This is a genomic window from Streptomyces sp. NPDC008163, from assembly GCF_042956885.1.
GTDB classification, from domain to species: Bacteria; Actinomycetota; Actinomycetes; order Streptomycetales; family Streptomycetaceae; genus Streptomyces; species Streptomyces drozdowiczii_A.
Genome location: NZ_JBIBHG010000001.1, coordinates 1,034,821 through 1,060,627, shown reverse-complemented (window position 1 = coordinate 1,060,627; position 25,807 = coordinate 1,034,821). Strand labels below are relative to the sequence as shown.

Genomic DNA, 25,807 nt, shown 5'->3' with positions numbered 1-25,807 from the left:
GATCATCTGTACGTGTACCGTTCACCTATTCGACGGGGTGCCGTCAGCCGCGCGGTGGAGGTTGTCACCCATGGACCTCCCCCGCTTCGGCATCCCCGAGAAGCTCGCCGGCCGCATGACCATGGCCGAGCAGCACGACTACCTCCGCACCCGGCTCACCCGCCGCGGGGCGCTGCGCACCGGCGCGGCGACCGCCGCCGTGGTGGGCACAGGGATCGGCCTCGCCTCCGCCTCCCCCGCGTACGCCGCCCCCACCGTACTCACCTCGCACAGCACCACCCGGGTCGACGGCGCGCTGGTCGCCCCGTTCGGGCGCCACCTGGCGTACGGGGCCGACCCGAGGACGCGGATGGCGGTCTCCTGGCAGGTGCCGTTCGCGGTGCGCCGCCCGTACATCCGGATCGGTCTCGAGCCGTGGGCGCTCAGCCGGAAGATCGACGCCGAGGTGCGCCACCTGACGACGCCGCAGCTGAACAACGGCAGGATCGCGGCGGCCGAGCAGTTCTACGTACACGCGTCCCTGGAGCGGCTGCGGCCCGGCACCACGTACTACTACGGCGTCGGCCACGAGGGCTTCGACCCGGCGGACGCGCGCAACCTGGGCACGCTCGGCACCTTCACCACCGCCCCGGCACGGGCGGAGAACTTCACCTTCACCGCCTTCGGCGACCAGGGCGTCAGCTACCACGCGCTCGGCAACGATCAGCTGATCCTGGGCCAGAACCCGGCCTTCCACCTGCACGCCGGGGACATCTGCTACGCGGACCCGTCGGGCTCCGGGCAGACCACCGACACCTATGACGCGCGCACCTGGGACCAGTTCCTGGCGCAGACGGAGACGGTCGCCAAGACGGTGCCGTGGATGGTGACGACCGGGAACCACGACATGGAGGCGTGGTACTCGCCGGACGGCTACGGCGGCCAGAACGCGCGCTGGACCCTGCCGGACAACGGGCCGGACCCGGTGAACCAGCCCGGCGCCTACTCCTTCGTGCACGGCAACGTGGGCGTGATCGCGCTCGACGCCAACGACGTCAGCTACGAGATCCCCGCCAACTTCGGCATCAGCGGCGGCCGGCAGACCCGCTGGCTGGACCGGCGCCTCGGCGAGCTGCGGGCCCGCCGGGACATCGACTTCCTGGTGGTCTTCTTCCACCACTGCGCCTTCTCCACGACCAACGCGCACGCCTCGGACGGCGGGGTGCGGGACGCCTGGGTGCCGCTCTTCGAGAAGCACCGGGTGGATCTGGTCATCAACGGGCACAACCACGTCTACGAACGCACCGACGCGATCCTCGGGAACGCCGTGAAGCGCCCGGTGCCGATCGGCGAGCGCACCGACCCCCGCCGGGACGGCATCGTCTATGTCACGGCGGGCGGCGCGGGCAAGGCGCTGTACGACTTCCCGGTGCCGGACAGCTACGAGGGGCATGTCGCGGACCTGGAGAGCGTGAACACCTACCACGTGGCCAAGGGCGGCGCGAAGGCCGTCGAGACCGTGGAGTGGTCGCGGGTGCGGTACACCGGCTTCTCGTTCCTCGCGGTGGAGGTGGAGGCCGGACGGCACCCCCGGATGAAGGTCACCGCCCTCGCCGAGTCGGGCGAGCGCGTCGACCACTTCGAGATCAGCCGCGGCTGAGCGCGGCCCGAGGGGGACCGGTCAGTGGCCGGTCGAGCCGCCGTTGTCCCTGCGGTCGAGGGCGCGTTGCAGGGCGGCGGCGGCAGCCCGTCGCTCCGACTCGGTCGGGCGGTGGGCGTGACGGACACGGCGGCGGGTGGTGGTCTCGGCCATGGTGGATCGACTCCTTGAGATCGCGAGGATTTCGAGATCGAACAGCGTGGGGTGATGTCGAGATCGTTGATTTCGAGGCGCCGGAAGGGGCGGGGAACGGGCGCCGCAGGGGTTGCCTGCGCAGGGCGCGCGCTCTCGACCGCCAGTCGCTTGATCTAGCGAGACGTTCGGCTCCTACAAAGCTAGAACAGCCCGGCCGGTCTGTCTCCACAATTACTCGGACTTCCTACTATCTGAGACGGAGGTTTCCGGCGGCTCACCCGCCGCTCACTCCTCCGCCGCCGCGGGGGGGTGGGCACGGCCGTGGGCCGGATCGCCCGGCTGCTCCGCGCCGGCCGGATCATCGGCAGCGCGGGCTCGGCCGCCAAGGTCGCCCGGCTCACCGGGCAGCTCGGCTTCGACGCGGCGTTCGACTACCACGACGGGCCGGTCGGCGAGCTGCTGGCGAAGGCCGCGCCGGACGGGATCGACGCCGCCGTGGACAACGTGGGCGGCGACCACCTGGAGGGCGTCATCGCCGCGATGCGCGATTCCGGCCGGATCGCCTGGGTCGGCGCCATCGCCCAGTACCACTCCGCGCACACGCCGCCACCGGCCCCGCGCAATCTGTTCGACGTGGTCGGCAAGAGCCTGCGCCTCGAAGGCGTGCTCGTCCGCAACCACCGGGACGCGCAGGGCGAGTTGGAGGCGCTGCTGGTCCCGCACCTGCGCAGCGGCCGGATCGCCCCGGACGTCACGGTCGTGGACGGCTTCGAGCGGACCGTGGACGGCTTCCTGGGCATGCTGCGCGGCGAGAACACCGGGAAGATGCTGATCCGCACGGCCGCGTAGGACCGGGGCCGCCCACGTACTCAGGCTCATTTGAGTACCCGGGCCGTGTCGAAAGAACGTGCGTCGCACGAGAGTTGCGGTCATGAACGGCCTCTACGCTCTCAAGCCCTGGTACGCGGACCGGCTCTCCGGCGTCCGCGCCTCGCTGGTCCGCCGTGAGGTGGCGCCCGACACCCTCACCGCCGCCGGGGTGGCCGCCGCGGCCGGTGCCGCCGCCGCCCTGGCCTGGCTGCCCGCCCCGGTGGCCGCCCTGCCGGTCGCCGTCCTGCTCGCGGCGCGGCTCGCCTTCGCCAACCTGGACGGGGCGCTGGCCCGGGACACCGGCCGTGCCACCCGGCGCGGCGCGGTCCTCAACGAGCTGGGCGACCGGGTCGCCGACCTAGTCGTGCTCGCCGGCTTCCTGACGCTCGCCCCGCTCTGGCTGGTCGCGCTGGCCGGGCTCGCGGCCACGCTGCCCTCCTGGGTGTCGCTGGCCGGGGCCGCCGCCGGGGCACCCCGCCGCAACGGGGGCCCGGTCGGCAAGACCGAGCGCTGCCTGCTCGTCGTGATCGCCGCCGCAGGCGGCTGGGCCGTCCCGGTCCTGGCCTTGATCGCCGCGGGCTCCCTGCTCACCGCCGCCCTCCGGCTGGCCGGCCTCTGGCGGGAGCTGGCATGAGCGCCGTCCTGATCGCCGAGGAGGCCGCCGTCCGAGCGGTGCCGCTGGTCGCGGGCGTGCTGGGCGCGGGCGGGGTCGCCGTCGCGGTGCTGCCCGCCAGGGTGCGGATGCGCGCGGAGCTCCGCAAGCGGTGGCGGACCTGGGCGCTGGTGGCCCCGGTCTTCCTGGGGGCGTTCTTCCTGGGCGGCGGCGGCACATACGTGCTGGCCGCCGGGCTCGGCGTGGTCGCGGCCGGCGAGTACGCCCGGATGGCGGGGCTGCGCCGGGGCGACGTGGCCGTCCTCGCGCCGGCGGCGGCGGCCCTTCCGGCGCTGGCCTGGCTCGCCCCGCACGCGCTGGACCTGCGGGCGGCGGCCCTGCTGCTCGTCGCGGCGGCGCTGCCCTCCGTGCTGGGCGGCGACGACCGCATGGGCTTCACCCGCACTGCCCGGACCGCCTTCGGGCTGCTGTGGATACCGCTCGCGCTGACCGGCCTGGTCACGCTCGGGGACACGGCGGTCGCGGTGGGCCTGGCGGTGGCGCTCGGGGACGTCGGCGCCTGGTGCGGCGGTACGGCGCTGGGGCGGCGTGGTCCGCTCGCCCGGCCGCTCTCGCCGCTCTCCCCGAACAAGACATGGGCCGGGGTGCTGGGCGCGGCCGCCGCCACCGGGGCGCTGCTGCTGGTCCTCGGCGCGTTCAGCCCGGCGCTGTGGGCGGCCGTGGTCGGCGGCTGCGTCCTCGGTGACCTCGTCGAATCCATGGTCAAGCGGGAGTCCGGGGTGAAGGACGCGGGCAGCTGGCTGCCCGGCTTCGGCGGGCTGCTGGACCGGATCGACTCCCTGCTGGTGGCCCTTCTCCTGGCGATGGTGATGACGTGACGCTGCCCGGAAGCACTCCTGTACGCACCCCCTCCCTCCTCCCGGTCCGCTCCCGGGTCGCCTCCGCGCTGCGGCGCGGCCTGTGGTGGGGCGTACTCAGCCTCACCGGCGGGGTCGAGCGGCGCGGCAGGCTGCCGCGCGGCGGTTGCGTGGTCGTCGCCAACCACAGCTCGCACGCGGACACGGCGGCGCTCCTGGCGGCGCTGGACGCCCGGCACGGCCCCGCGATCGGCGCGGCGGCGGACTACTGGTTCGCCTCCCCCTGGCGGCGCCGGATCTGCCGCAGGCTGGCGGCCGGCTTCCCGGTCCGCCGGGCGGGCGGCGGGATGGCGGACCTGCTGACGATGACCGGCGAGCTGCGCGAGGGCCGGGCGGTCGTGCTCTTCCCGGAGGGCACCCGCGCCGAGGACGGCACTCTCGGCGCGTTCCACAAGGGCGCGCTGGTCCTGGCCGAGGAGGCCGGTGTGCCGGTGGTGCCCGTGGGCATCGCGGGCACGGACCGGCTGCTGCCCAAGCACGGGCGGCTCCGCTCGTCCCTGGTCCGGGTGGCCATCGGTGCGCCGCTGCCCGCCGGGGTCACCCCGGAGGAGGCCCGGGACGCGGTGCGCGCCCTGCACGACCGGACGGCCGCCGAACCGCTGCGGGACTCCGCGGTCCGCAGGCGGGTGGCCTCGGTCGTCACGTCCCTGGTGGGGCTGCCGCTGGCCTTCTGCTGGGCGTTCGCGGAGGCACTGAGCTGGCCGCTGATGCCGGAGCTGCTGCTCGGGGTGGTATGCGTGGCGGTGCCGCGCGCGGCCCTGAGGATGTCGCTGGGCGCGCTGGCCGGGAGCCTGGCGGGCGGGCTGCTCGCCCTGCACCTGGCGGCGGCGGGCGTGCAGCTGCCGGCCCCGCTGACCACGGACCGGATGCGGGCGCAGGTCCGCGCGGAGCTGTCGGTGGAGGGGGCGCGGGCCGTCCGCCACCAGCCGTGGAACGGCATCCCGTTCAAGGTGTACGGGGCGGAGGCGGGCCGGGCCGCGGTGCCGGCGGCGGACTGGGTGGCCGCCTCGTCGGCGGCCCGGGGAGCGCGGACCCTCACGGTGGGACTGGCCTTCGGCGCGTCCGGGCTGCTGCTGCGCCGCCACCGCCGGCTGTACGGGCGCTACCTGGCGCTGCTGGGCGGCGGCTTCGCGGCGGGGCTCGGGCTGATCGTGCACGGGTGGAGCTGAGCCGCGTATGGAAACCGCCCCCCGTCCGGCAGGGGAACCGGACGGGGGGCGGGACTCGGGGCGGGGCGACGGGCGCCCCGGAGGGCGTCAGCCCTGGTGGGGGTAGGTGTACTCGGTCGGCGGGACCAGGGTCTCCTTGATGGCCCGGGTGAGGGTCCAGCGCTGGAGGTTCTGGGGGGCTCCGGCCTTGTCGTTCGTACCCGAGGCGCGGCCGCCGCCGAAGGGCTGCTGGCCGACGACGGCACCGGTCGACTTGTCGTTGATGTAGAAGTTGCCCGCGGCGTACCGCAGCTTCTCCATCGTGTACGCGGCCGCCGCGCGGTCGTTCGCGATGACGGAACCGGTGAGGGCGTAGTCGGAGACCGACTCCATCTGCTCCAGCATCGCGTCGTACTGGTCGTCCTCGTACACGTGCACGGCGAGGATCGGGCCGAAGTACTCGGTCGTGAAGACCTCGTTCTCGGGGTCGGTGCACTCGATGACGGTCGGGCGGACGAAGTAGCCCACCGAGTCGTCGTAGCTGCCGCCCGCGACGATCGTGCACGCCGGGTCGGCGGCGGCGCGGTCGATCGCGGCCTTGTTCTTCGCGAAGGAGCGGTCGTCGATGACGGCGCCCATGAAGTGCGAGAGGTCGGTGACGTCACCCATGGTGATGGAGTCGACCTCGGCCGCGAACGCCTCCTTGAAGCCCGAGTTCCAGATGGAGGCCGGGATGTAGGCGCGCGAGGTCGCCGAGCACTTCTGGCCCTGGTACTCGAAGGCGCCGCGGGTCAGCGCGGTCTTCAGGACGGCCCGGTCGGCCGACGGGTGGGCGACGACGAAGTCCTTGCCACCGGTCTCGCCGACGAGCCGCGGGTAGGTGCGGTAGTTGGCGATGTTGTTGCCGACGGTCTTCCACAGATGCTGGAAGGTCGGGGTGGAGCCGGTGAAGTGGATGCCGGCCAGGTCGCGGTGGTTCAGGGCCACCTCGGAGACGGCGATGCCGTCACCGGTCACCAGGTTGATGACGCCCTTGGGCAGACCGGCCTCCTCCAGGAGCTGCATCAGCAGCACGGCGGCGTGGGTCTGCGTCGGGGACGGCTTCCACACGACGACGTTGCCCATGAGGGCGGGCGCGGTCGGCAGGTTGGCGGCGATGGCCGAGAAGTTGAACGGCGTGATCGCGTAGACGAAGCCCTCCAGCGGGCGGTGGTCCATGCGGTTCCACACGCCCGGGGAGTTGGCCGGGGGCTGCTCGGCGAGGATCTGGCGCGCGTAGTGCACGTTGAAGCGCCAGAAGTCGACCAGCTCGCAGGGGCAGTCGATCTCGGCCTGCTGGGCGGTCTTGCCCTGGCCGAGCATGGTGGAGGCGGCAAGGGTCTCGCGCCACGGGCCGGACAGCAGCTCGGCGGCGCGCAGGATGATCGCGGCGCGGTCGTCGAAGGACATCGCGCGCCAGGCCGGGGCGGCGGCCAGAGCCGCGTCGATCGCGTCCTGGGCGTCCTGCTCGGTGGCACCGGCGAAGGTGCCGAGGACGGCCTTGTGGTTGTGGGGCTGCACGACCTGGACGCGCTCGCCGCCACCCATCCGCTTCTCGCCGCCGATGGTCATCGGCAGGTCGATGGGGTTCTGGCTGAGCTCCTTGAGCTTGGCCTCCAGGCGGGCGCGCTCCGGGGAGCCCGGGGCGTAGGAGTGGACCGGCTCGTTGACCGGCGCGGGGACCTGGGTCACAGCGTCCATGGTGTCCTTTGCTCCTTCAGTCAGTCGTTGGGAGGGGTGGAGGGGTGCTCAGCCCTTGGTGAGGATGGAGCGGCCGAAGAACAGCAGGTTGGCCGGCTTCTCGGCGAGGCGGCGCATGAAGTACCCGTACCAGTCGGTGCCGTACGCGGTGTAGACACGCATGCGGTGGCCCTCGGCGGCGAGCCGGATGTGCTCGTCGCTGCGGATGCCGTACAGCATCTGGAACTCGTACTCGTCCAGCTTGCGCCCGGCCTGGCGGCCCAGCTCCTGGGCGATGGCGATCAGGCGGGGGTCGTGGGACCCGATCATCGGGTAGCCCTCGCCCTGCATCAGGGTCTTCAGGATGCGGACGTACGCCTTGTCGATCTCGGCCTTGTCCTGGTACGCGACGGAGGCGGGCTCCTTGTAGGCGCCCTTCACGATCCGCACGCGGCTGCCGGCGTCGGCGAGACGGCGGGCGTCCTCCTCGGTGCGGAAGAGGTACGCCTGGATGACGCAGCCGGTCTGCGGGAAGTCCCTCCGCAGCTCCTCGTGGATGGCGAACATCGAGTCGAGGGTGGTGTGGTCCTCGGCGTCCAGGGTGACCGTGGTGCCGATCGCGGCGGCGGCCTCGACGACCGGGCGCACATTGGCGAGGGCCAGCTCGTGGCCGCCGTCCAGGGACTGGCCGAACATCGACAGCTTGACGGACATCTCCGCCCGGGTGCCCAGGCCGAGGTCCTTGAGGCGCTCGATGAGCTCCAGATAGGCGTCGCGCGCGGCGGCGGCCTGCTCGGGCGTGGTGATGTCCTCGCCGACCACGTCGAGGGTGACTTCGAGCCCCTTGTCGGCGGCGTCCTCGATGACCGGGACGACCTGGTCGACCGTCTCACCGGCGATGAAGCGGTCCACGACCTGCTTGGTGCCGGGCGCGGCCGAGATGAACCGGCGCATCTTGTCGCTTCGCGACGCGGCGAGAATCACGGGACCCAGCACGGGGCACCTCCACGGAAAGTACGAACGAAGCCACACCGCCGTATATGCCGTGTAACGAACATAGGCGGTACAGCACGGAGAACCACCGTGAAATCTAAGGATCGCGCGGATTCCCTGCCATCGACAGCTGCCACACATCCGTGGACTGGATCTCAGACATATGTCTGAAGGGGTGCGAGAATGGCCGGGTGAAGGGCGATTACCAGGAGCTGGTGGACGAGATCTCCGCGCTGCTCGGTGTCCCCGCGACGCTGGAGAACCGGGACTTCGGCCTGGTCGCCTTCGGGGCCCACGACAGCGACGACACCACGGCGATGGACCCGGTCCGCACCCGGTCGATCCTGACCCGCCGGTCCACCCCGGCGGTCCGCGCCTGGTTCGAGAACTTCGGCATCACCCGCGCCACCGGCCCCCTCCGTATCCCCGCCGCCCCCGAGGCCGGCGTCTACCGCGACCGCATCTGCCTGCCGGTACGCCATCGGGGTGTCGTGCTCGGTTACGTCTGGCTGCTCGACGCCGACCCGGGGCCGACCGACCGCCAGCTCGACGCCGCGATGGACGTCGCCGCCCGGATCGGCGCACTGCTGGCCGACGAGGAGCGGGCGGGCACCGACCTGTCCCGGGAGTTCGGCGCGGTGCTGGCCGCCGGGCGCGGCTGGCAGCGGGACATGGCGGTCGCCGCGCTCGCCGAGGCGCTGGGCCCCGACGCGGACGGGCTGCACACCGTGGTCTGCGTGGCCCCGTGGGCGGACGGCCCGCCCGCCGTGCGCACCGTCCCCTCGGCGGCCGCGCTGACCGGCGCCCCGCTGCCGGGCCGGGCCGGGCCGCCGGCCCTCGCGGCGCTGGTCCGGCTGCGGTCGCCGGAGGTCCTGGACCCCGCGCTCACCGCAGCCGGCCGGCTGCGCGCCACCGCCGGGGAGGCGGCCACCGCCGGGATCGCCGTCCCGCGCCGGGGCCTCGCGGAGCTGGCGGACGCCTGGCACGAGGCGTCGGCGGCGGCCCGGGCGGCGGCGGCGGAGACCCGGTACGGCCCGGTCGCCGACTGGTCGTCCATCGGCCCGTACCGCACGCTGACCGCGCTCACCCCGGACGCCCTGCCCGACCCGGCCGTGCGCGCCCTGCTGACCCCGGCCCAGCGGGACCTGGCGCGCACCGCGGAAGTGTTCCTGGACTGCGCGGGCCAGGCGTCCCGGACCGCCGCCGAGCTGGGCATCCACCGCCAGACCCTGTACTACCGGCTCTCCCGCGTCCAGCAGCTCACCGGACTCGACCTCAACGACGGCGAGGACCGGCTGCTGCTCCACATGGCCCTGAAGGCGGCCCGGCTGCGGTGACGCGCCGGGGTCTCACAGCCAGGCGGGCGGCGGCGGGGCGGTGATCGGGCGGTCGCTGACCACGGCGGCCATGACCAGGGGCGCGTCCCCGTCACTGCGGCCGACGCTCACGCCCACCCAGCGCTCCCCCGGTCCGGGGAGCGGACCCCAGGCGGCCAGGTCGCCGTGGCAGTCCTCGGCGAGGAGGGCGTCGAAGAGCGGAGGGACCGGGGTGCCCTCCTGCTTGAGGAGCAGCGCGACGTGGACGGCGACGCGGTGGTGCGGGCCCCAGCGGGTCTCCAGCTCCGCGACGAGGGCGGCGAGCCGGGCCTCGGCCGCCTCCTCCGCCTCGTCGTCGCTGTCTCCGTCCCCGTCGGACTCCCAGAGCGGGACGGCCCGGAAGCCCTCGCCGGTGGTCGCCCGCCACTCCCCCGAGTCCGGGTCGCCCTCGGCCACCACGGGTCCGGCGGCCGGGAGCGGGGCGGTGAGCAGGGCCGCCACCTCGGCGGCGGTGCGCCCGAGGTCGAAGGGCTCGCCGGCCCGGACGGTCACCGGGGGTCCCCGGGGGCCTGGCCGCGTCCTTCCAGGACCAGCTTCAGGCCCTCCGTCAGGTCCTGGGCGGACGGGGCCGACTCGGGGTCCATCAGCCACTGGACCATGACTCCGGCCAGGAGGGCCTGGCAGAAGAGGCCGGCGACGCGGGCGCGCTCGGGGTCGGCCTCGGGGTCGACGCCCATCATGGACTCGGCGAGTCCGTCGCGGCCCGCGCGCTGCGGTCCGATGAGGGCCTTGCGCAGCTCGGGGTCGGAGTCGATCCGGGAGATGACCTCCATCTGGAGCTGCCAGACGGCGCGGGTCTGCTCGTAGCTCCCGATCACCCGTTCCCAGGTCTCACGGAACTGGTCGAGCGGGGCGGCGGGGGCCTCCGGCCCGCCCGCGGGGTCCTCGAACCGTTCGCCCCACTCCTCGGTCAGCTTGATGAAGGCGAGATTGAGCAGCGCGTCCTTCGAGCCGTAGTGGTAGCCGATGGAGGCGAGGTTCGTGCCCGACGCGGCCACGATGTCGCGCGCCGTGGTGCGCGCGTACCCCTTCTCCAGCAGGCAGCGCTTGGCGCCTTCGAGCAGATCCTCACGATGTCCCATGACAGCAGCGTACCCGGCATGCAGACGTTTGTGTAAGACGCGTGTCTACATGCCGGGTACGGGTGGGCCCGTGAGCCCCGAGGTCAGTCGGTGAGGTTCACCGTACGGGCCGAGGCGGCGCCGATCTCCGAGGAGATCTCGGTCAGCACGGCCGCCGGAACGTCGTCGTCCACGGTGAGGACGACGAGCGCCTCGCCGCCCACGTCGGCACGGGAGACCTGCATGCCCGCGATGTTCAGACCGGCCTCGCCGAGGATGCGGCCGACCGTGCCGACGACGCCGGGACGGTCCTCGTAACGGAGCACGATCATGTGGTCGGCGAGCGCCAGGTCCACGTCGTGCTCACCGATCGCGACGATCTTCTGGAGGTGCTTGGGGCCGGCCAGCGTGCCGGAGACGGCGACCTCCTGGCCGTCCGCGAGGGTGCCCCGGACGGTGACCACGTTGCGATGCTCGGGCGACTCGGAGCTGGTGGTGAGGCGGACCTCGACCCCGCGCTCCTGGGCGAACAGCGGAGCGTTCACGTACGACACGGTCTCGTCCACGACGTCCTCGAACACGCCCTTGAGCGCGGAGAGTTCGAGCACCTTGACGTCGTGCTGGGTGATCTCGCCGTACACCTCGACGTCGAGGCGGGCGGCGACCTCGCCGGCCAGCGCGGTGAAGATCCGGCCCAGCTTCTCGGCGAGCGGGAGGCCCGGGCGCACGTCCTCGGCGATGACGCCGCCCTGGACGTTGACCGCGTCCGGGACGAGCTCACCGGCGAGCGCGAGGCGCACGGACTTGGCGACCGCGATGCCCGCCTTCTCCTGGGCCTCGTCGGTGGAGGCGCCGAGGTGCGGGGTGCAGACGACCTGGTCGAACTGGAAGAGCGGGGAGTCCGTGCAGGGCTCCTTCGCGTACACGTCGAGCCCGGCGCCGGCGACGCGGCCCTCCTTGAGGGCGGAGGCGAGCGCCTCCTCGTCCACGATGCCGCCGCGCGCGGCGTTGACGATGCGCACCGTGGGCTTCACCTTGTGCAGCGCCTCGTCGCCGATCAGCCCCAGCGTCTCCGGGGTCTTCGGGAGGTGCACGGTGATGAAGTCGGAGACCTCCAGCAGCTCGTCCAGCGAGAGGAGCTTGACGCCCATCTGCGCGGCACGGGCCGGCTGCACGTAGGGGTCGTACGCGACGATCTTCATGCCGAAGGCGGACATGCGCTGGGCGACCAGGACGCCGATGCGGCCGAGGCCGACGACGCCGAGGGTCTTCTCGCTCAGCTCGACGCCGGTGTACTTCGAGCGCTTCCACTCGCCGTTCTTGAGGGCGGTGTTGGCCTGCGGGATGTGGCGCGCGGTGGCCACGAGCAGACCGCAGGCCAGCTCGGCGGCGGTGACGATGTTGGAGGTCGGGGCGTTCACGACCATGACGCCGGCCTTGGTGGCCGCGGAGACGTCGACGTTGTCCAGACCGACGCCCGCGCGGGCGACAACCCTCAGCTTGTTCGCTGCGGCGATGGCCTCGGCGTCGACCTTGGTGGCGGAGCGCACCAGGATGGCGTCGACATCGGCGATGGCGGGGATGAGCTCGGCGCGGTCCGCGCCGTTGCAGTGCCGGATCTCGAAGTCCGGGCCCAGGGCGTCCACCGTGGCGGGCGACAGCTCTTCAGCGATGAGTACGACAGGTTTCGAGCTCACGTGAGTCCTCACAGATCCAGTGCGGACGGCCGTCCCGACGGCCGCAGGCGTGGAGGGGCTTGCCGCGTGGAAGACGCACGACACTGTGGGCCTGACGCGTGTATGTGGAGCAGTGTAGTCATGCGCGAGACCCCGATCAGCGCCCCTTCGGAAGGATCACCCGCACGAGTGCGTGGGCGCCGGGGGCGGGGCTGACCCGCCCCCGGCGCCGGGGTGTTACGCGTCCTCGTCGTTGACCCAGCTCATGAGCTTGCGCAGCTCGCGGCCGGTGGTCTCCAGCAGGTGGTCGCTGTCGGCCTTCTTGTACTCGTTGTACTTGGGCAGACCGTTGTGGTACTCGGCCATCCAGTTCTTGGCGAAGGTGCCGTCCTGGATCTCGGCGAGGACCTTCTTCATCTCGGCCTTGGTGGCGTCCGTGATGATGCGCGGGCCGGTGACGTAGTCGCCCCACTCGGCGGTCTCCGAGATGGACCAGCGCATCTTCTCCAGGCCGCCCTCGTACATGAGGTCCACGATGAGCTTCAGCTCGTGCAGGCACTCGAAGTACGCGATCTCCGGCTGGTAGCCGGCCTCGGTCAGGGTCTCGAAACCGGCCTTGACCAGGGCGGCGGTGCCGCCGCAGAGGACGGCCTGCTCGCCGAAGAGGTCGGTCTCGGTCTCCTCGGTGAAGGTCGTCTTGATGACGCCGGCCCGGGTGCCGCCGATGCCCTTGGCGTACGAGAGGGCGAGCGCCAGGCCGTTGCCCGTGGAGTCCTGCTCGACGGCCACGATGCACGGAACGCCGCGGCCCTCCTCGTACTGGCGGCGGACCAGGTGGCCCGGGCCCTTGGGGGCGACCATGCAGACGTCGACGTCGGCCGGCGGCTTGATGAAGTCGAAGCGGATGTTCAGGCCGTGGCCGAAGAACAGCGCGTCGCCCTTCTTGAGGTTGTCCTTGATGGACTCCTCGTAGACCTGGGCCTGGATCGGGTCCGGGACGAGGATCATGATGACGTCGGCCTCGGCCGCGGCCTCGGACGGGGTCACCACGCGCAGGCCCTGCTCCTCGGCCTTGGCCTTGGACTTGGAACCCTCGTGCAGACCGACACGGACGTCGACACCCGAGTCACGCAGCGACAGCGCGTGGGCGTGGCCCTGGCTGCCGTAGCCGATGACCGCGACCTTGCGGCCCTGGATGATGGACAGGTCGGCATCGTCGTCGTAGAACAGCTCGGCCACTGGGTCTTCTCCTTGGTGTGCAGGTGTTGCGTCCCACCGTACGGCGGGGTGCGTCGATGAAGTTTTCGGGTCTCGCCATACGAGCGGGCGGCGGGTCGGCGAGTCCCCGGGGGGTTTACGCCGTGCGGTCGAGGGCGCGCAGGGACCGGTCGGTGATCGAGCGCGCGCCGCGCCCTATGGCGATGGTGCCGGACTGGACGAGCTCCTTGATGCCGTACTGCTCCAGCATCTTGAGCATGGCCTCCAGCTTGTCGGCGCCGCCGGTCGCCTCGATCGTGACGGCCTCGGGCGAGACGTCGACGGTCTTGGCGCGGAACAGCTGGACGATCTCGACGATCTGGGAGCGGGTCTCGCTGTCGGCGCGGACCTTCACCAGGACGAGCTCGCGCTGGATCGCAGCGGACGGCTCGAGTTCGACGATCTTGAGGACGTTGACCAGCTTGTTGAGCTGCTTGGTGACCTGCTCCAGGGGCAGGTCCTCGACGTTCACGACGATGGTGATGCGCGAGATGTCGGGGTGTTCGGTGGTGCCGACCGCGAGCGAGTCGATGTTGAAGCCGCGGCGGGAGAACAGGGCGGTGATCCGGGCCAGGACACCGGGCTTGTTCTCGACCAGGACGGAGAGCGTGTGCTTGGTGGACATGGAAGTCGGTCTCTCTCTGTCTCTCAGTCGTCTTCGTTGTCGCCGAAGTCGGGGCGGACGCCCCGGGCGGCCATGACCTCGTCGTTGGAGGTGCCTGCGGCGACCATCGGCCACACCATGGCGTCCTCGTGGACGATGAAGTCGATGACGACCGGGCGGTCGTTGATCGCGTTGGCCTCGGCGATGACCTTGTCCAGGTCGGCCGGGTCCTCGCAGCGGATCGCGTGGCAGCCCATGGCCTCGGAGAGCTTCACGAAGTCCGGGATGCGGGTGCCCTTGTTCGGCGGGGTCTCGCCGTCCGGGCCGGCGTGCAGCACGGTGTTGGAGTACCGCTGGTTGTAGAACAGGGTCTGCCACTGGCGGACCATCCCGAGGGCGCCGTTGTTGATGATGGCGATCTTGACCGGGATGTTGTTCAGGGCGCAGGTGGTGAGCTCCTGATTGGTCATCTGGAAGCAGCCGTCGCCGTCGATCGCCCAGACCGTGCGGTCGGGCATGCCGGCCTTGGCGCCCATCGCGGCGGGGACCGCGTAGCCCATGGTCCCGGCGCCGCCGGAGTTGAGCCAGGTGGCGGGCTGCTCGTACTGGATGAAGTGCGAGGCCCACATCTGGTGCTGGCCGACGCCCGCGGCGAAGATCGTGTCCGGCGGGGCGAGTTCGCCGATGCGCTGGATGACCTGCTGCGGCGAGAGGCTGCCGTCCTCGGGGAGGTCGTAGCCGAGCGGGTAGGTCTCGCGCCAGCGGTTGAGGTCCTTCCACCAGGCGGTGTAGTCGCCGGTGTTGCCCTCGGTGTGCTCGGCCTGGACGGCCTGGACCAGGTCGGCGATGACCTCGCGGGCGTCGCCCACGATCGGGACGTCGGCGGCGCGGTTCTTGCCGATCTCCGCCGGGTCGATGTCCGCGTGGACGATCTTGGCGTACGGGGCGAAGCTGTCGAGCTTGCCGGTGACGCGGTCGTCGAAGCGGGCGCCGAGGGCGACGATCAGGTCGGCCTTCTGCAGCGCGGTGACGGCGGTGACCGCACCGTGCATACCGGGCATTCCCACGTGCAGCGGGTGGCTGTCGGGGAAGGAGCCGAGCGCCATCAGGGTGGTGGTGACGGGCGCTCCGGTCAGCTCGGCCAGCACCTTGAGTTCGGCGGTGGCCCCGGCCTTCATGACGCCGCCGCCCACGTAGAGCACCGGGCGCTTGGCCTGGGTGATGAGCTTGGCGGCCTCGCGGATCTGCTTGGCGTGCGGCTTGGTCACCGGGCGGTAGCCGGGCAGGTCCATGACCGGCGGCCAGCTGAAGGTGGTCTTCGCCTGGAGCGCGTCCTTGGCGATGTCGACCAGGACCGGGCCCGGGCGGCCGGAGGCGGCGATGTGGAACGCCTCGGCGATGGTGTGCGGGATGTCCTCGGCCTTGGTGACCAGGAAGTTGTGCTTGGTGACCGGCATCGTGATGCCGCAGATGTCCGCCTCCTGGAAGGCGTCCGTACCGATGGCGGCGGAGGCCACCTGGCCGGTGATCGCGACGATCGGCACCGAGTCGAGGTACGCGTCGGCGATCGGGGTGACCAGGTTGGTGGCGCCGGGGCCCGAGGTGGCCATGCAGACGCCGACCTTGCCGGTGGCCTGCGCGTAACCGGTGGCCGCGTGGCCGGCGCCCTGCTCGTGGCGGACCAGGACGTGACGGACGCGCTTCGAGTCCATCATCGGGTCGTAGGCGGGAAGGATCGCGCCGCCGGGAATACCGAATACCGTGTCGGCCCCCACCTCTTCGAGGGAGCGGATGAGGGACTGCGCACCCGTGACGTGCTCAACGGTGGCGGAGGGCGATCCGCCGGTACGGGCCCGCGGCTGGGGATGGTGGGCCCCGGTGGCCTGCTCGGTCATCGGCATTCTCTTCTCGAAGCTGAGGTTTTTGCGAGTGTTTTACGACGTTTTGCCTGGTCCGGTGCAACAAAAAACCCCTCGTGCCGTGAGGCAAGCGAGGGGAGCGCGCCGGTGCGGTCCGCAGAGTGTCATGGAGGGACCCTGCTTCAGCCGACGCGCTTTCCAAGTACGAGAATTCGGGTGCGCATGGCATTGACCCTCTCTCCGACGCACGCGGGGTGTCAAGTGGGTGGGACGGGTGTCTCATCATGTGAGCGGCTGAGTGACGGGATCGCGCCGCCCGTGAGGACCTTCTGCGCGGGTACCCCGGCGGGCACCGGGAAGGTGCCCCGGGCCAGGGCGCGGCGCAGCCGGTACTCGTCCAGCGGCCCCGAGAAGGCGGCGCCCTGGCCGTGCGTACAGCCCATGGCGCGCAGGGCTAGGACCTGCTCCGGGACGTCCACGCCGTCGGCCACGGACTGCATGCCGAGGTCGCAGGCGATCCTGAGCAGCCCGCTGGTGATCTTGTGCAGCCGGGCCGACTCCACGACGCCCTCCACCAGGCCCCGGTCCAGCTTGAGCACGTCGATGGGGAGACGGCGCAGGGCGTTGATCGCGGCGTAGCCGCTGCCGAAGCCGTCGAGCGCGATCCGGACGCCCAGCCGGCGCAGCGCGGCCAGGCGCTGTTCCAGGTCCTCGAAGGAGACCCGGGGATCGCTGTCGGCGACCTCGATCATCAGCGCCCCGGAGGGCAGCCCGTACCGCGTGAGCAGCGCCTCGACGGAGCCGGCCGGGAAGCTGCGGTCGAGCAGCCGGCGGGCCGGGAGGCGGACGGAGACGGCGGTCCGGTGGCCCGCCCCGGCCCGGTCGGCGGCCTGCTCGACGGCCTCTTCGAGGAGCCAGCGGCCCAGCTCGGCGGTGCGGTCGCCGTCCTCGGAGATCCGCAGGAACTCGGCGGGCGTGAACAGGATGCCCTGGGCGGAGCGCCAGCGGGCCTGGGCGGCGACGGCGGCGACCCGGCCGGTGGCGAGGTGCACCACGGGCTGGTGGAGGAGTGCGAACTCGCCGTCGCGCAGGGCGCCGCGCAGCCGGGTCGCAAGCTCGGAGCGGCGGACCACGTCGGCCTGCATCTGCGGGGCGTAGAGCTCGACCCTGTTCTTGCCGCCGGCCTTGGCGCGGTACATGGCGAGGTCCGCGTTGCGCATGAGGTCGTTGGGGGTGATGCCGGGTTCGGCGAAGGCGACGCCGATGGAGGCGGTGACGCGGACCTCGCCGTCGCCGACCCGGTACGGCTCGGAGAGCGTGAGGCGCAGCCGGTCGGCGATCTCGTGGACCTGGCACTCCCGGGCGTCCTGCTCGCGGGTGGCGTCACCGACGATGAGGGCGGCGAACTCGTCGCCTCCGAGGCGGGCGGCGGTGTCCCCGGAGCGGACGGACTCGTGGAGGCGGCGGGCGGCCTGGACGAGGAGTTCGTCGCCGGCCTGGTGGCCGAGCCGGTCGTTGGCCGCCTTGAAGCCGTCCAGGTCGATGAAGAGGACGGCGGTGCCCGCGTCCCCGGCGCGGCGGCCGGAGAGCGCCTGGCGGACCCGGGCGGTGAACAGGGCCCGGTTGGGCAGGTCGGTGAGCGGGTCGTGCTCGGCGTTGTGCTGCAACTGGGCCTGGAGGCGGACGCGTTCGGTGACGTCCCGGCTGTTGAGGATCAGGCCGCCCTGATGCCGGTTGACGGTGGACTCGACGTTGAGCCAGTCGCCGGAGCCGGACCGGAAGCGGCACTCGATGCGGGTGGTGGGCTCCTCGCCGGGCGGGGCGGCGAGGAAGCGGCGGACCTCGTGGACGACCCGGCCGAGGTCGTCGGGGTGGATGATCGAGGACAGCTCGGCGCCGACCAGCTCGTCGGCGTCACGCCCGTAGACACCGGCGGCGGCGGGGCTGACGTAGCGCAGGACGCCGCTGGGGGCGGCGATCATGATGACGTCGCTGGAGCCCTGCACCAGGGAGCGGAAGTGGTTCTCCTTCTGCGCCAGTTCCTGGGTGAGGGCGATGTTGTCGAGGAGCATGATGCCCTGGCGCACGACGAGCGCGAGGACCACCGTGCACCCGGTGAGCACGACGACGCGGTCCACCCGGCGGCCCTCGATCACGTTGTACAGGATGCCCAGGGTGCAGACGGCGGCGGCGAGATACGGGGTGAGCGCGGCCAGGGAGCCGGCGATGGGGCGGCCGGCGGTGCCCGGGGCGGCCGGGTCCGCGCGCTGCTCCTCGTCCTGGACAGCGTTGTCCGCGTCGCGCGCGGCGCCCCAGGGGGCGTACGCGAGGAGCAGCGAGCCGGCGAACCAGCCGGCGTCGAGCAACTGGCCGGAGTGGTAGGTCTGGCGCAGCAGCGGCGAGGTGAACAGGGCGTCGCACAGCACGGTCAGGGCGAGTGCGGCGATGGCGGTGTTCACCGCGGCGCGGTTGACGCTGGACCGGCGGAAGTGCAGGGCGAGGACCATCGAGACGAGCACGATGTCGAGCAGCGGGTAGGCCAGCGAGAGCGCGGCGCGGGCCACGCTGTCGCCCTCGATGTCCGCGACGTGCGCGGTGTGGGCGAGGGCGAGGCTCCAGGACAGGGTGAGCAGCGAGCCGCCGATCAGCCAGGAGTCGAGGGCCAGGCAGACCCAGCCGGCGCGGGTGACGGGCCGCTTGGCGAGGACGAGGAGTCCGACGATGGCGGGCGGCGCGAAGCAGAGGAAGAAGACGTCGGCGAGGGACGGGCTCGGGACCCGGACCGCGCGCACGCACTCGTACCAGCCCCAGACGCCGTTGCCGCCGGCCGCCATCAGCGAGGAGAGCGCGAACAGCAGCCAGGCCGGGCGGAATCGCGGATCGGCGACGCGGGCGAAGAGGAAGCAGGAGACGGCTGCGGCGAGCGCGGCGGCGCTGAGGCCGAAGTCCCCCATGAACAGGGCGACCCGGACCGAGCCCCAGCCGGTGGCCGCGCCCACCGCGTAACCGCCGCAGACGAGGCCGAGGGCGAGCTGCGGGAGCAGCGCGGAGGTGCGGCCCGCCCCGGACTGCCGGGCGAGGAACGCTCCGCGGGTGCTCACCGGGGCGCTCACCGCGGCCCTCCCGAGGTGCCCGGCCGGCTGCGGCGCCGGTTCACCGGGCCCTCCGCGCGTCGTCGCCGGCTCCGTCGTGTCGGATCGTTCGCCCATCGGCCGTCCATCGCCCGTCGCCCCCTCGCGTGTGGCTGGCTCCCCGGCGCCGTCCCTGCCACGGCGCGACACCCCTTTCGGGACGATACACCAGACTCGTCACTCAGGGACATAGTTCCTCTACTCTCCGTGACGACCTGCGATGTTGCGGCCACGGAGGGGAACCGGACGTGCCCGTTGCGTGGTCAGCCGGTGGTGCGTACGACGTTGTCCAGCGGCTGCCCCGCGGCGAAGCGGGTGAGCTGTCCGGCGATCAGCCGCTTGGCGCGCGGCAGGAACGCGGAGGTACTGCCGCCGACGTGCGGCGTGATGAGGACGTTCGGAGCATGCCAGAGGGGATGGCCGGAAGGCAGCGGTTCCGGGTCGGTGACGTCGAGGGCGGCGCGCAGCCTGCCGGACTCGAGTTCGGACAACAGGGCCTTGGTGTCGACCACTCCACCCCGCGCGACGTTGACCAGGAGCGCCCCGTCGCGCATCGCGGCGAGGAAGTCCGCGCCCGCCAGCCCCTGCGTGGAGGGGTTCAACGGGGTGGAGAGGATGACCACATCGGCCTCGGACAGCAGGGCCGGGAGGTCGTCGAGTGTGTGTACGGGGCCGCGTGCGGTTGTCCGTGCGGAGCGCGCGACGCGTGCGACCCGCGCGCACTCGAACGGCGCGAGCCGGTCCTCGATGGCCGAGCCGATCGATCCGTAGCCCACGATCAGCACGGACTTGTCGGCGAGCGCCGGGTAGAAGCCGGACCGCCACTCCTCGTCGTCCTGGCCGTGCACGAAGCCGGGGAATCCGCGCAGCGAGGCCAGGATCAGCGCGAGGGTCAGCTCGGCGGTGGACGCCTCGTGGACGCCCTTGGCGTTGCACACCTGCACGCCGGCGTGGAGTCCGGCGAGGCCCGGCTCGACGTGGTCGGTGCCCGCCGACAGCGTCTGCACGACCTGGACGCGGCCCATCGCACCGAGCGGGCGGACCGCGACCTCCATGCCCTTCATGTAGGGGACGACGTAGTAGACGCAGTCGGCGGGGTCGGCCGGGTAGTCCTTCCCGCCGTCCCAGAAGCGGTACGTCAGCCCCTCGGGAAGCCCCTCGATCTCGTCTGCCGGGAGGGGCAGCCAGACCTCGGGGGCGGGGGCGGAATGCGTGGTGGAAGTCATGGTCAGGAGGCTATGCGAAGCCCTCCGGGACGCAGAGGTTAGGTTGTTGGCGGTGCGAGGAGGGGTTCGGGAGTTGGAGCGCAGGAGTCTCGGTGCGGCGGCGCTCGCCGTGGGCGCGGTCGGTCTCGGCTGCATGCCGATGAGCTGGGCGTACAGCGCCTCGCAGCAGCGCGGCGACCGCGCGCTGCGGGCGGTGCACGCGGCGCTGGACGCGGGTGTCGAACTGCTCGACACCGCCGACATGTACGGGCCCTTCACCAATGAGCTGCTGGTGGGGCGGGCCCTCAAGGGGCGGCGCTCGGAGGCGTTCGTGTCCACCAAGTGCGGGCTCCTGGTGGGCGATCAGCACATCGTGGCCAACGGCAGGCCGGGTTACGTGCGCAGGGCCTGCGACGCCTCGCTGCGACGGCTCCAGACGGATGTGATCGATCTCTACCAGCTCCACCGCGCCGACCCCGAGGTGCCCGTCGAGGAGACCTGGGGCGCGATGGCGGAGCTGGTGGGCGCGGGCAAGGTGCGGGCGCTGGGGCTGTGCGCGGTCGGTGCGCGGGCGTCGCGGCGGCCGGGTGCCCGGATGCATGACGGAACGATCCGGCAGCTGGAGCGGGTGCAGCAGGTCTTCCCCGTCAGCGCGGTGCAGGCGGAGCTCTCGGTGTGGTCGCCGCAGGCGCTGGAGTCGCTGCTGCCGTGGTGCGCGGACCGGGGCGTGGGCTTCCTGGCCGCGATGCCGCTGGGCAACGGCTTCCTCACGGGGACGCTGACGCCGGGCCAGGGGTTCGAGCCGGAGGATCTGCGCGCCCGGCACCCCCGGTTCACGGCCGAGATGATGGCGGCGAACCAGCCGTTGGTGGTGGGGCTGCGCCGGGTCGCCGAGCGGCACGGGGCGACGCCCGCGCAGGTGGCCCTGGCCTGGGTGCTGCACCAGGGGCCCCAGGTGGTGCCGGTGCCGGGCACGAAGCGGGAGGACTGGGCGGTGGAGAACGCGGGCGCGGCCGGGCTGACCCTGACGGAACGCGACCTGGCGGAGATCGACCGGCTGCCCCCGCCCCGCGAGTCCTGGGACTAGGGCCACGCCCGTCACCGGTCCGGAAAGCGCCCCGGTCCGCGCCCGCTCGGTGTAAGAACAGGGGACAGGCGGCCGTTGAAGGGACAGGTGTGGTGGTGGGATCAGTGCAGGGCTCCGAGGGGCGTCGTACGGGGGACGGCCGGGGTGGCCCGGGGGCGCGGCGGGGTGCGGTGGCCGTGCTGGCGGCCGGGGCCCTGCTGATGGCCGCCGGGTGCAGCTCGCAGGACGGCACCGGGAGTCCGGCGGGCGCGAGTTCCCCGGCGCACTCCCCCTCCGCGTCGGCCGCCGCGTCCCCCTCCCCGTCGCCGTCCGTCTCCCGCCCCCCGGCCGACCAGCCCCCCGCCAAGGGCTCGGCGAAGGTGGTCTCGACGCTCACCGAGGGGCTGAACTCCCCCTGGGGGCTGGCCGCGCTCCCCGGCGGCGACCTCCTGGTGGGCTCCCGGGACAAGGGCACGATCACCCGGATCGACGCGAAGACCGGCAAGAAGAAGCTCCTCGGCACGGTGCCCGGGGTCGCCCCGGCCGGTGAGGGCGGGCTGCTCGGCCTCGCCGTATCGCCCGACTTCGGCACGGACCACCAGGTGTACGCGTACTTCACCACCGCGTCGGACAACCGCATCGCCCGCATGATCTACGACGAGAACGGCTCCCCCGGCCAGTTGCTCGGCGCCCCGGACACCATCCTGCGGGGCATCCCCAAGGGGCAGATCCACAACGGCGGCCGGATCGCCTTCGGCCCGGACCGCGCGCTGTACGCGGGCACCGGCGAGACGGGCGACGACGGCCGCGCCCAGGACCAGAAGTCCCTGGCGGGCAAGATCCTGCGGATGACGCCCGACGGCGAGCCGCTGCACGGCAACCCGGACGGCGACTCGGTGGTGTATTCGTACGGGCACCGCAACGTCCAGGGCCTCGCCTGGGACGCGGAGAAGCGGCTGTGGGCCTCCGAGTTCGGCCAGGACACCTGGGACGAGCTGAACCTGATCGAGCCGGGCGGCAACTACGGCTGGCCGGACGTCGAGGGCACCGCGCACCAGAAGGGCTTCCACGATCCGGTCGCCCAGTGGAAGACCTCCGAGGCGTCGCCGAGTGGCATCGCGTACGTCAAGGGCTCCATCTGGATGGCCGGGCTGCGGGGCGAGCGGCTGTGGCGCATCCCGCTCTCCCGCGAGGACGGGGCCGCCGACGAGCCCCTGGCGGACCCGCAGGCGTTCCTGGAGGGCGAGTACGGCCGGCTGCGGACGGTGCTCGCGGCGGGCGGCGACAAGCTGTGGCTGGTCACCGGCGAGACGGACAGCCGGGGCACGCCGGAGCCGGGCGACGACAAGATCCTGCTGGTACAGGTCAAGTAGCCCCCGGCCGCCTCACCGGTGCTCCGGCACCGGGTACAGCCGCAGCCGGTGGGCGAGCGCCGCGGCCTCGCCCCGGCCGGTCACGCCCAGCTTGGCCAGGATGTTGGAGACGTGGACGCTCGCGGTCTTCGGCGAGATGTACAGCTCCTCGGCGATCCGCCGGTTGGTGAAGCCCGCCGCGACCAGCCGGTGGACGTCCTGCTCGCGCGGGGTCAGCCCGAAGGACTCCACCGCGGCCGCGGCGGCCCGCAGCTGCTCGTCGGAGGGGTCCCGGGCGGGCCCGGGCTCGTCCGACACGACGACCGCGGCCGGGATCTCCTCGGCCTCGCCGCCCGCCCCGGCCAGGGCGATGCGGGCGCGGCCGGCCAGCAGCTCGATGGTCTCGGTGAGCGGGCGGGCCCCGAGCCGGACGGCGGTGGCGTGCGCGTCGCGCAGCAGGCCGGTGGCGGCGGCCCGGTCACCGGAGGCGACGAGCAGGGCCTCCGCCCAGCGGTGGTGGATCTGCGCCAGCTCGTACGGGCGGTGCAGCGGGGTGAACGCCCGGGCGGCGCCCTCCCAGTGGTCCGGGGTGTCGACGCCCTCGGCCCTGGCCAGCTCCGCCTCGACCAGGAGGGCGTAGGCGGACCAGACCGGGACGAGGACCGGCAGCCGCTTGAGGTGGCTGCGGACCAGGTCGAGGACGGCGGGGCGGCCCGGCTCGGTGGCGGGCAGGCCACGGGCGTCGGCCTCGGCCGCCGCGACGACGTGCAGCATGGGGAAGGCGTAGCGCTGGGTGCCGGTGGGGAAGCCCTCGGCGGCCTGTTCCTCGAAGGCGGCGCGCGCCTCGGGCAGCCGGCCCTGCCGTACGGCGATCTGGATGGTGTGGCGTACCGGGTTGATGAAGTGCTGGGGCTGGGGGTCGCTGGAGCCGAAGCAGCGGCGGGTCAGGGCGAGTTGCCGTTCGGCCTCGGCGATGTCGCCCCGGGCGACGGCGAGTTCGGTACGGCGGGAGGCGACCAGTCCCTGGGACTTGCGGGACAGCGACTTGCGGGCGGCGGCCTCCGTGGTGGCCGCCGCCTCGTCCCAGCGGCCCAGCGAGAACAGGGACATCGCCTGGTTGGTGCGGACCCACGCCTCCATGTCCGCGACGCCGTGCTCGTGGCAGATGCGGATGCCGTGGTCGGCGGCGGCCACCGCCTCCAGGGAGCGGCCCATGGCCTCCAGCGTGGAGGGCAGGTTGATGCTGGCCCGGCCCATGATGTCGATGAGGCCCAGCTCGTCGGCCCGGTCGCGCACGGTGTACATCTCGGCGATGCCCTCGTCCACGGCGCCCGCGTCCGCGTTGAGCCAGCCCCGGGTGAGCCGGGCGTGCAGCCCGATGTACTCGTCGCCGACGAGCTGGGCGTACTCCACGGCCCGCTCGGCGGCGGCCAGGGTCTCGGCGCCGGGGCGGTGCAGGGCGCCCCAGCCGGCCACCAGCATCAGGACGAACGCGTGCACCTTCGACGGGGGCAGGCCCCGGACCAGCCGCTCGGCGGTGGCCAGCTCCTCCCAGCCGTCGCCGCGCGTCAGGTCCTGGACGAGGCGGGAGCGCTGGACCCAGAACCAGGCGGCGCGCAGCGCGTCGTCCTCGCCCTCCAGGATGCGCAGGGCCTTCTTGCAGATGGCGAAGGCCCGTTCGCGCTCGCCGCCGAGGCGCGCGGCTACGGTGGCCTCGGCCATCAGGTCGAGGTACGTCAGCGGGGTCGAGGCGTCGCGCCCGCAGGTCGGGTAGACCTCGGCGTAGTCGATGGGGCGCAGGGTGCGGCGGACGTCGTCGGGGGCGTCGTCCCACAGTTCGAGGGCGCGTTCCAGGAGGCGCAGCTGCTCGGCGTAGGCGTTGCGGCGGCGGGCCCGGACCGATGCCTTCAGGACGGCGGGCAGCGCCTTGGCGGCGTCGTGCGCGCCGTACCAGTAGCTGGCCAGGCGGGTCGCGCGCTCGTCGTCGGGGACGAGGGAAGGATCGGCCTCCAGCGCTTCCGCGTACCGGCGGTTGAGGCGGGAGCGCTCGCCGGGGAGCAGGTCGTCGCTGACGGCCTCGCGGACCAGGGAGTGGCGGAAGCGGTAGCCGTCGCCGTCCGGGGTGGTGAGGAGCAGATTGGCGCCGACGGCGGTGCGCAGCGCCGCGATGAGGTCGTCCTCGCCGAGCCCGGCGACGGCGGCGAGCAGTTCGTACTCGACGGCGGAGCCGCCCTCGGCGACGATCCGGGCGACCTTCTGGGCGTCGGCGGACAGGGCCTCGACCCGGACGAGGAGGAGGTCGCGCAGCGATTCGGGCAGGCCGTCGCCGTCCCCGTCACCGCACTCCAGGATGCAGGCCAGCTCCTCCACGAAGAAGGCGTTGCCGTCGGAGCGCTCGAATATCTCGTCCACCAGGGCGGGGTCGGGGGTGTCCGCGAGGATGCCGGCGAGCTGGCGGCGGACCTCGGGGCGGGTGAACCGGGAGAGTTCGATGCGGCGGACGGTGCGGAGCCGGTCGATCTCCGCGAGGAGGGGGCGCAGGGGGTGGCGGCGGTGGATGTCGTCGGCGCGGTAGGTGCCGACGACGACGAGGCGGCCGCTGCGCAGGGTGCGGAAGAGGTAGGCGAGGAGGTGGCGGGTCGAGGAGTCCGCCCAGTGCAGGTCCTCCAGGACGAGGACGACGGCCCGGTCGGCGGAGATGCGTTCCAGGAGCCGGACGGTCAGTTCGAAGAGGCGGGCGGTGCCGAGTTCGTCGTTGCCGTCGCGGGCGGTCTCGCCGAGTTCGGGGAGGAGGCGGGCCAGTTCGCCCTCCTGGCCGGCGCAGGCGGCGGCCATCTCGTCGGGCAGGGCGCGGCGCAGGGCGCGCAGGGCGGTGGAGAAGGGGGCGTAGGGCAGGCCCTCGGCGCCGATCTCGACGCAGCCGCCGACGGCGACGACGGCGTCACGCCGGGCGGCGAGGGCGAGGAACTCCTCGACGAGGCGGGTCTTGCCGACGCCGGCCTCGCCGCCGATGAGCAGGGCCTGGGGCGCGCCGGAGAACCCTCCGGCGGCGCCGGAGGGTTCCTTGGCGGCGCGGGTGAGCGCGCCGGTGAGCGAGTTGAGTTCGCCGGTGCGGCCGACGAACACGGGACTGACTGACCTGGTCTCCACGTGGGCGAGCATCGCACACGGGTCCGACCGTGCGGA

At 72.8% G+C, this 25,807-nt stretch carries 19 protein-coding genes and 1 pseudogene; 8 read left to right on the top strand and 12 right to left on the bottom strand.

Annotated elements, in window-relative coordinates:
• Positions 1-70: 70 nt before the first annotated feature.
• Positions 71-1,639, top strand: a complete 1,569-nt coding sequence (locus tag ACFZAT_RS04950; RefSeq protein WP_391260018.1) for a fibronectin type III domain-containing protein — start codon at positions 71-73, stop codon at positions 1,637-1,639.
• 21 nt (positions 1,640-1,660) lie between these two features.
• Here ACFZAT_RS04950 and ACFZAT_RS04945 read toward each other — a convergent pair whose 3' ends face one another.
• Positions 1,661-1,792 (bottom strand): hypothetical protein, encoded by a 132-nt coding sequence (locus ACFZAT_RS04945; protein ID WP_265540900.1) that lies wholly within the window; start codon positions 1,790-1,792, stop codon positions 1,661-1,663.
• Between the two features lie 285 nt (positions 1,793-2,077).
• On the opposite strand from ACFZAT_RS04945, the pseudogene ACFZAT_RS04940 reads away from it, so the two are divergent.
• The 4 genes and pseudogenes from ACFZAT_RS04940 to ACFZAT_RS04925 all read left to right on the top strand — a co-directional run.
• A pseudogene (locus ACFZAT_RS04940) lies at positions 2,078-2,623 on the top strand (zinc-binding dehydrogenase); the annotation flags it as partial.
• 82 nt (positions 2,624-2,705) lie between these two features.
• Positions 2,706-3,278 carry a CDP-alcohol phosphatidyltransferase family protein gene (locus ACFZAT_RS04935; RefSeq protein ID WP_391260014.1) on the top strand — a complete coding sequence of 191 codons (573 nt, stop codon included), beginning with the start codon at positions 2,706-2,708 and terminating at the stop codon, positions 3,276-3,278.
• A complete protein-coding gene (locus tag ACFZAT_RS04930; protein WP_391260010.1) occupies positions 3,275-4,135 on the top strand; it encodes a phosphatidate cytidylyltransferase in 861 nt (286 codons plus the stop codon). The genes ACFZAT_RS04935 and ACFZAT_RS04930 overlap by 4 nt, the downstream gene beginning before the upstream one ends.
• Positions 4,132-5,343 (top strand): 1-acyl-sn-glycerol-3-phosphate acyltransferase, encoded by a 1,212-nt coding sequence (locus tag ACFZAT_RS04925; protein WP_391260008.1) that lies wholly within the window; start codon positions 4,132-4,134, stop codon positions 5,341-5,343. The genes ACFZAT_RS04930 and ACFZAT_RS04925 overlap by 4 nt, the downstream gene beginning before the upstream one ends.
• Before the next feature lie 87 nt (positions 5,344-5,430).
• On the opposite strand, the gene pruA is transcribed toward ACFZAT_RS04925, so the two are convergent.
• Together pruA and ACFZAT_RS04915 are read right to left on the bottom strand one after the other, a co-directional pair.
• Positions 5,431-7,062, bottom strand: a complete 1,632-nt coding sequence (pruA, locus tag ACFZAT_RS04920) for an L-glutamate gamma-semialdehyde dehydrogenase (RefSeq protein WP_391260005.1) — start codon at positions 7,060-7,062, stop codon at positions 5,431-5,433.
• Between the two features lie 48 nt (positions 7,063-7,110).
• On the bottom strand, positions 7,111-8,037 hold the full coding sequence (locus ACFZAT_RS04915; protein ID WP_391260002.1) for a proline dehydrogenase family protein: 927 nt from the start codon (positions 8,035-8,037) through the stop codon (positions 7,111-7,113).
• Positions 8,038-8,225: 188 nt separating this feature from the next.
• Between ACFZAT_RS04915 and ACFZAT_RS04910 the strand changes: the two genes are divergently transcribed.
• Positions 8,226-9,371, top strand: coding sequence for a helix-turn-helix domain-containing protein (locus tag ACFZAT_RS04910; protein WP_391259999.1), 1,146 nt, complete (start codon positions 8,226-8,228; stop codon positions 9,369-9,371).
• 12 nt (positions 9,372-9,383) lie between these two features.
• Here the strand turns inward: ACFZAT_RS04910 and ACFZAT_RS04905 are convergent, their stop codons facing one another.
• From ACFZAT_RS04905 to ACFZAT_RS04870, 8 genes are all read right to left on the bottom strand, one after another.
• The gene (locus tag ACFZAT_RS04905) at positions 9,384-9,902 is read right to left on the bottom strand and encodes a hypothetical protein (protein WP_391259996.1); all 519 of its coding nucleotides are present in this window, start codon (positions 9,900-9,902) and stop codon (positions 9,384-9,386) included.
• On the bottom strand, positions 9,899-10,492 hold the full coding sequence (locus ACFZAT_RS04900; RefSeq protein WP_391259993.1) for a TetR family transcriptional regulator: 594 nt from the start codon (positions 10,490-10,492) through the stop codon (positions 9,899-9,901). The genes ACFZAT_RS04905 and ACFZAT_RS04900 overlap by 4 nt, the downstream gene beginning before the upstream one ends.
• Before the next feature lie 83 nt (positions 10,493-10,575).
• Positions 10,576-12,168: a phosphoglycerate dehydrogenase gene (gene serA / locus ACFZAT_RS04895; protein WP_391259990.1), complete on the bottom strand. Its 1,593-nt coding sequence runs from the start codon at positions 12,166-12,168 to the stop codon at positions 10,576-10,578.
• A 216-nt stretch (positions 12,169-12,384) separates the two neighbouring features.
• The gene (gene ilvC, locus ACFZAT_RS04890; RefSeq protein ID WP_391259987.1) at positions 12,385-13,386 is read right to left on the bottom strand and encodes a ketol-acid reductoisomerase; all 1,002 of its coding nucleotides are present in this window, start codon (positions 13,384-13,386) and stop codon (positions 12,385-12,387) included.
• Positions 13,387-13,501: 115 nt separating this feature from the next.
• A complete protein-coding gene (ilvN, locus tag ACFZAT_RS04885) occupies positions 13,502-14,029 on the bottom strand; it encodes an acetolactate synthase small subunit (protein ID WP_136329340.1) in 528 nt (175 codons plus the stop codon).
• 23 nt (positions 14,030-14,052) lie between these two features.
• Positions 14,053-15,909 (bottom strand): acetolactate synthase large subunit, encoded by a 1,857-nt coding sequence (locus ACFZAT_RS04880; protein ID WP_391259983.1) that lies wholly within the window; start codon positions 15,907-15,909, stop codon positions 14,053-14,055.
• A 215-nt stretch (positions 15,910-16,124) separates the two neighbouring features.
• Positions 16,125-18,968, bottom strand: coding sequence for an EAL domain-containing protein (locus ACFZAT_RS04875; protein WP_391259980.1), 2,844 nt, complete (start codon positions 18,966-18,968; stop codon positions 16,125-16,127).
• A 293-nt stretch (positions 18,969-19,261) separates the two neighbouring features.
• Positions 19,262-20,224, bottom strand: a complete 963-nt coding sequence (locus ACFZAT_RS04870) for an NAD(P)-dependent oxidoreductase (protein ID WP_391259978.1) — start codon at positions 20,222-20,224, stop codon at positions 19,262-19,264.
• Between the two features lie 109 nt (positions 20,225-20,333).
• Between ACFZAT_RS04870 and ACFZAT_RS04865 the strand changes: the two genes are divergently transcribed.
• Positions 20,334-21,290 (top strand): aldo/keto reductase, encoded by a 957-nt coding sequence (locus ACFZAT_RS04865; protein WP_391260284.1) that lies wholly within the window; start codon positions 20,334-20,336, stop codon positions 21,288-21,290.
• Between the two features lie 170 nt (positions 21,291-21,460).
• Entirely contained in the window at positions 21,461-22,642 is a 1,182-nt protein-coding gene (locus ACFZAT_RS04860) for a PQQ-dependent sugar dehydrogenase (RefSeq protein ID WP_391260281.1), read from the top strand.
• Between the two features lie 12 nt (positions 22,643-22,654).
• Here ACFZAT_RS04860 and ACFZAT_RS04855 read toward each other — a convergent pair whose 3' ends face one another.
• Positions 22,655-25,783, bottom strand: coding sequence for an AAA family ATPase (locus tag ACFZAT_RS04855; RefSeq protein WP_391259975.1), 3,129 nt, complete (start codon positions 25,781-25,783; stop codon positions 22,655-22,657).
• Between the last annotated feature and the right edge of the window lie 24 nt (positions 25,784-25,807).

What these genes read in the sequence shown, in the direction of transcription:
- ACFZAT_RS04855 (WP_391259975.1), bottom strand. Translation starts at nt 25,783, where the DNA reads ATGCTCGCCCACGTGGAGACCAGGTCAGTCAGTCCCGTGTTCGTCGGC.
- ACFZAT_RS04935 (WP_391260014.1), top strand. Translation starts at nt 2,706, where the DNA reads ATGAACGGCCTCTACGCTCTCAAGCCCTGGTACGCGGACCGGCTCTCC.
- ACFZAT_RS04950 (WP_391260018.1), top strand. Translation starts at nt 71, where the DNA reads ATGGACCTCCCCCGCTTCGGCATCCCCGAGAAGCTCGCCGGCCGCATG.
- ACFZAT_RS04900 (WP_391259993.1), bottom strand. Translation starts at nt 10,492, where the DNA reads ATGGGACATCGTGAGGATCTGCTCGAAGGCGCCAAGCGCTGCCTGCTG.
- ilvN (WP_136329340.1), bottom strand. Translation starts at nt 14,029, where the DNA reads ATGTCCACCAAGCACACGCTCTCCGTCCTGGTCGAGAACAAGCCCGGT.
- pruA (WP_391260005.1), bottom strand. Translation starts at nt 7,062, where the DNA reads ATGGACGCTGTGACCCAGGTCCCCGCGCCGGTCAACGAGCCGGTCCAC.
- ACFZAT_RS04870 (WP_391259978.1), bottom strand. Translation starts at nt 20,224, where the DNA reads ATGACTTCCACCACGCATTCCGCCCCCGCCCCCGAGGTCTGGCTGCCC.
- ACFZAT_RS04880 (WP_391259983.1), bottom strand. Translation starts at nt 15,909, where the DNA reads ATGCCGATGACCGAGCAGGCCACCGGGGCCCACCATCCCCAGCCGCGG.
- ACFZAT_RS04930 (WP_391260010.1), top strand. Translation starts at nt 3,275, where the DNA reads ATGAGCGCCGTCCTGATCGCCGAGGAGGCCGCCGTCCGAGCGGTGCCG.
- ACFZAT_RS04945 (WP_265540900.1), bottom strand. Translation starts at nt 1,792, where the DNA reads ATGGCCGAGACCACCACCCGCCGCCGTGTCCGTCACGCCCACCGCCCG.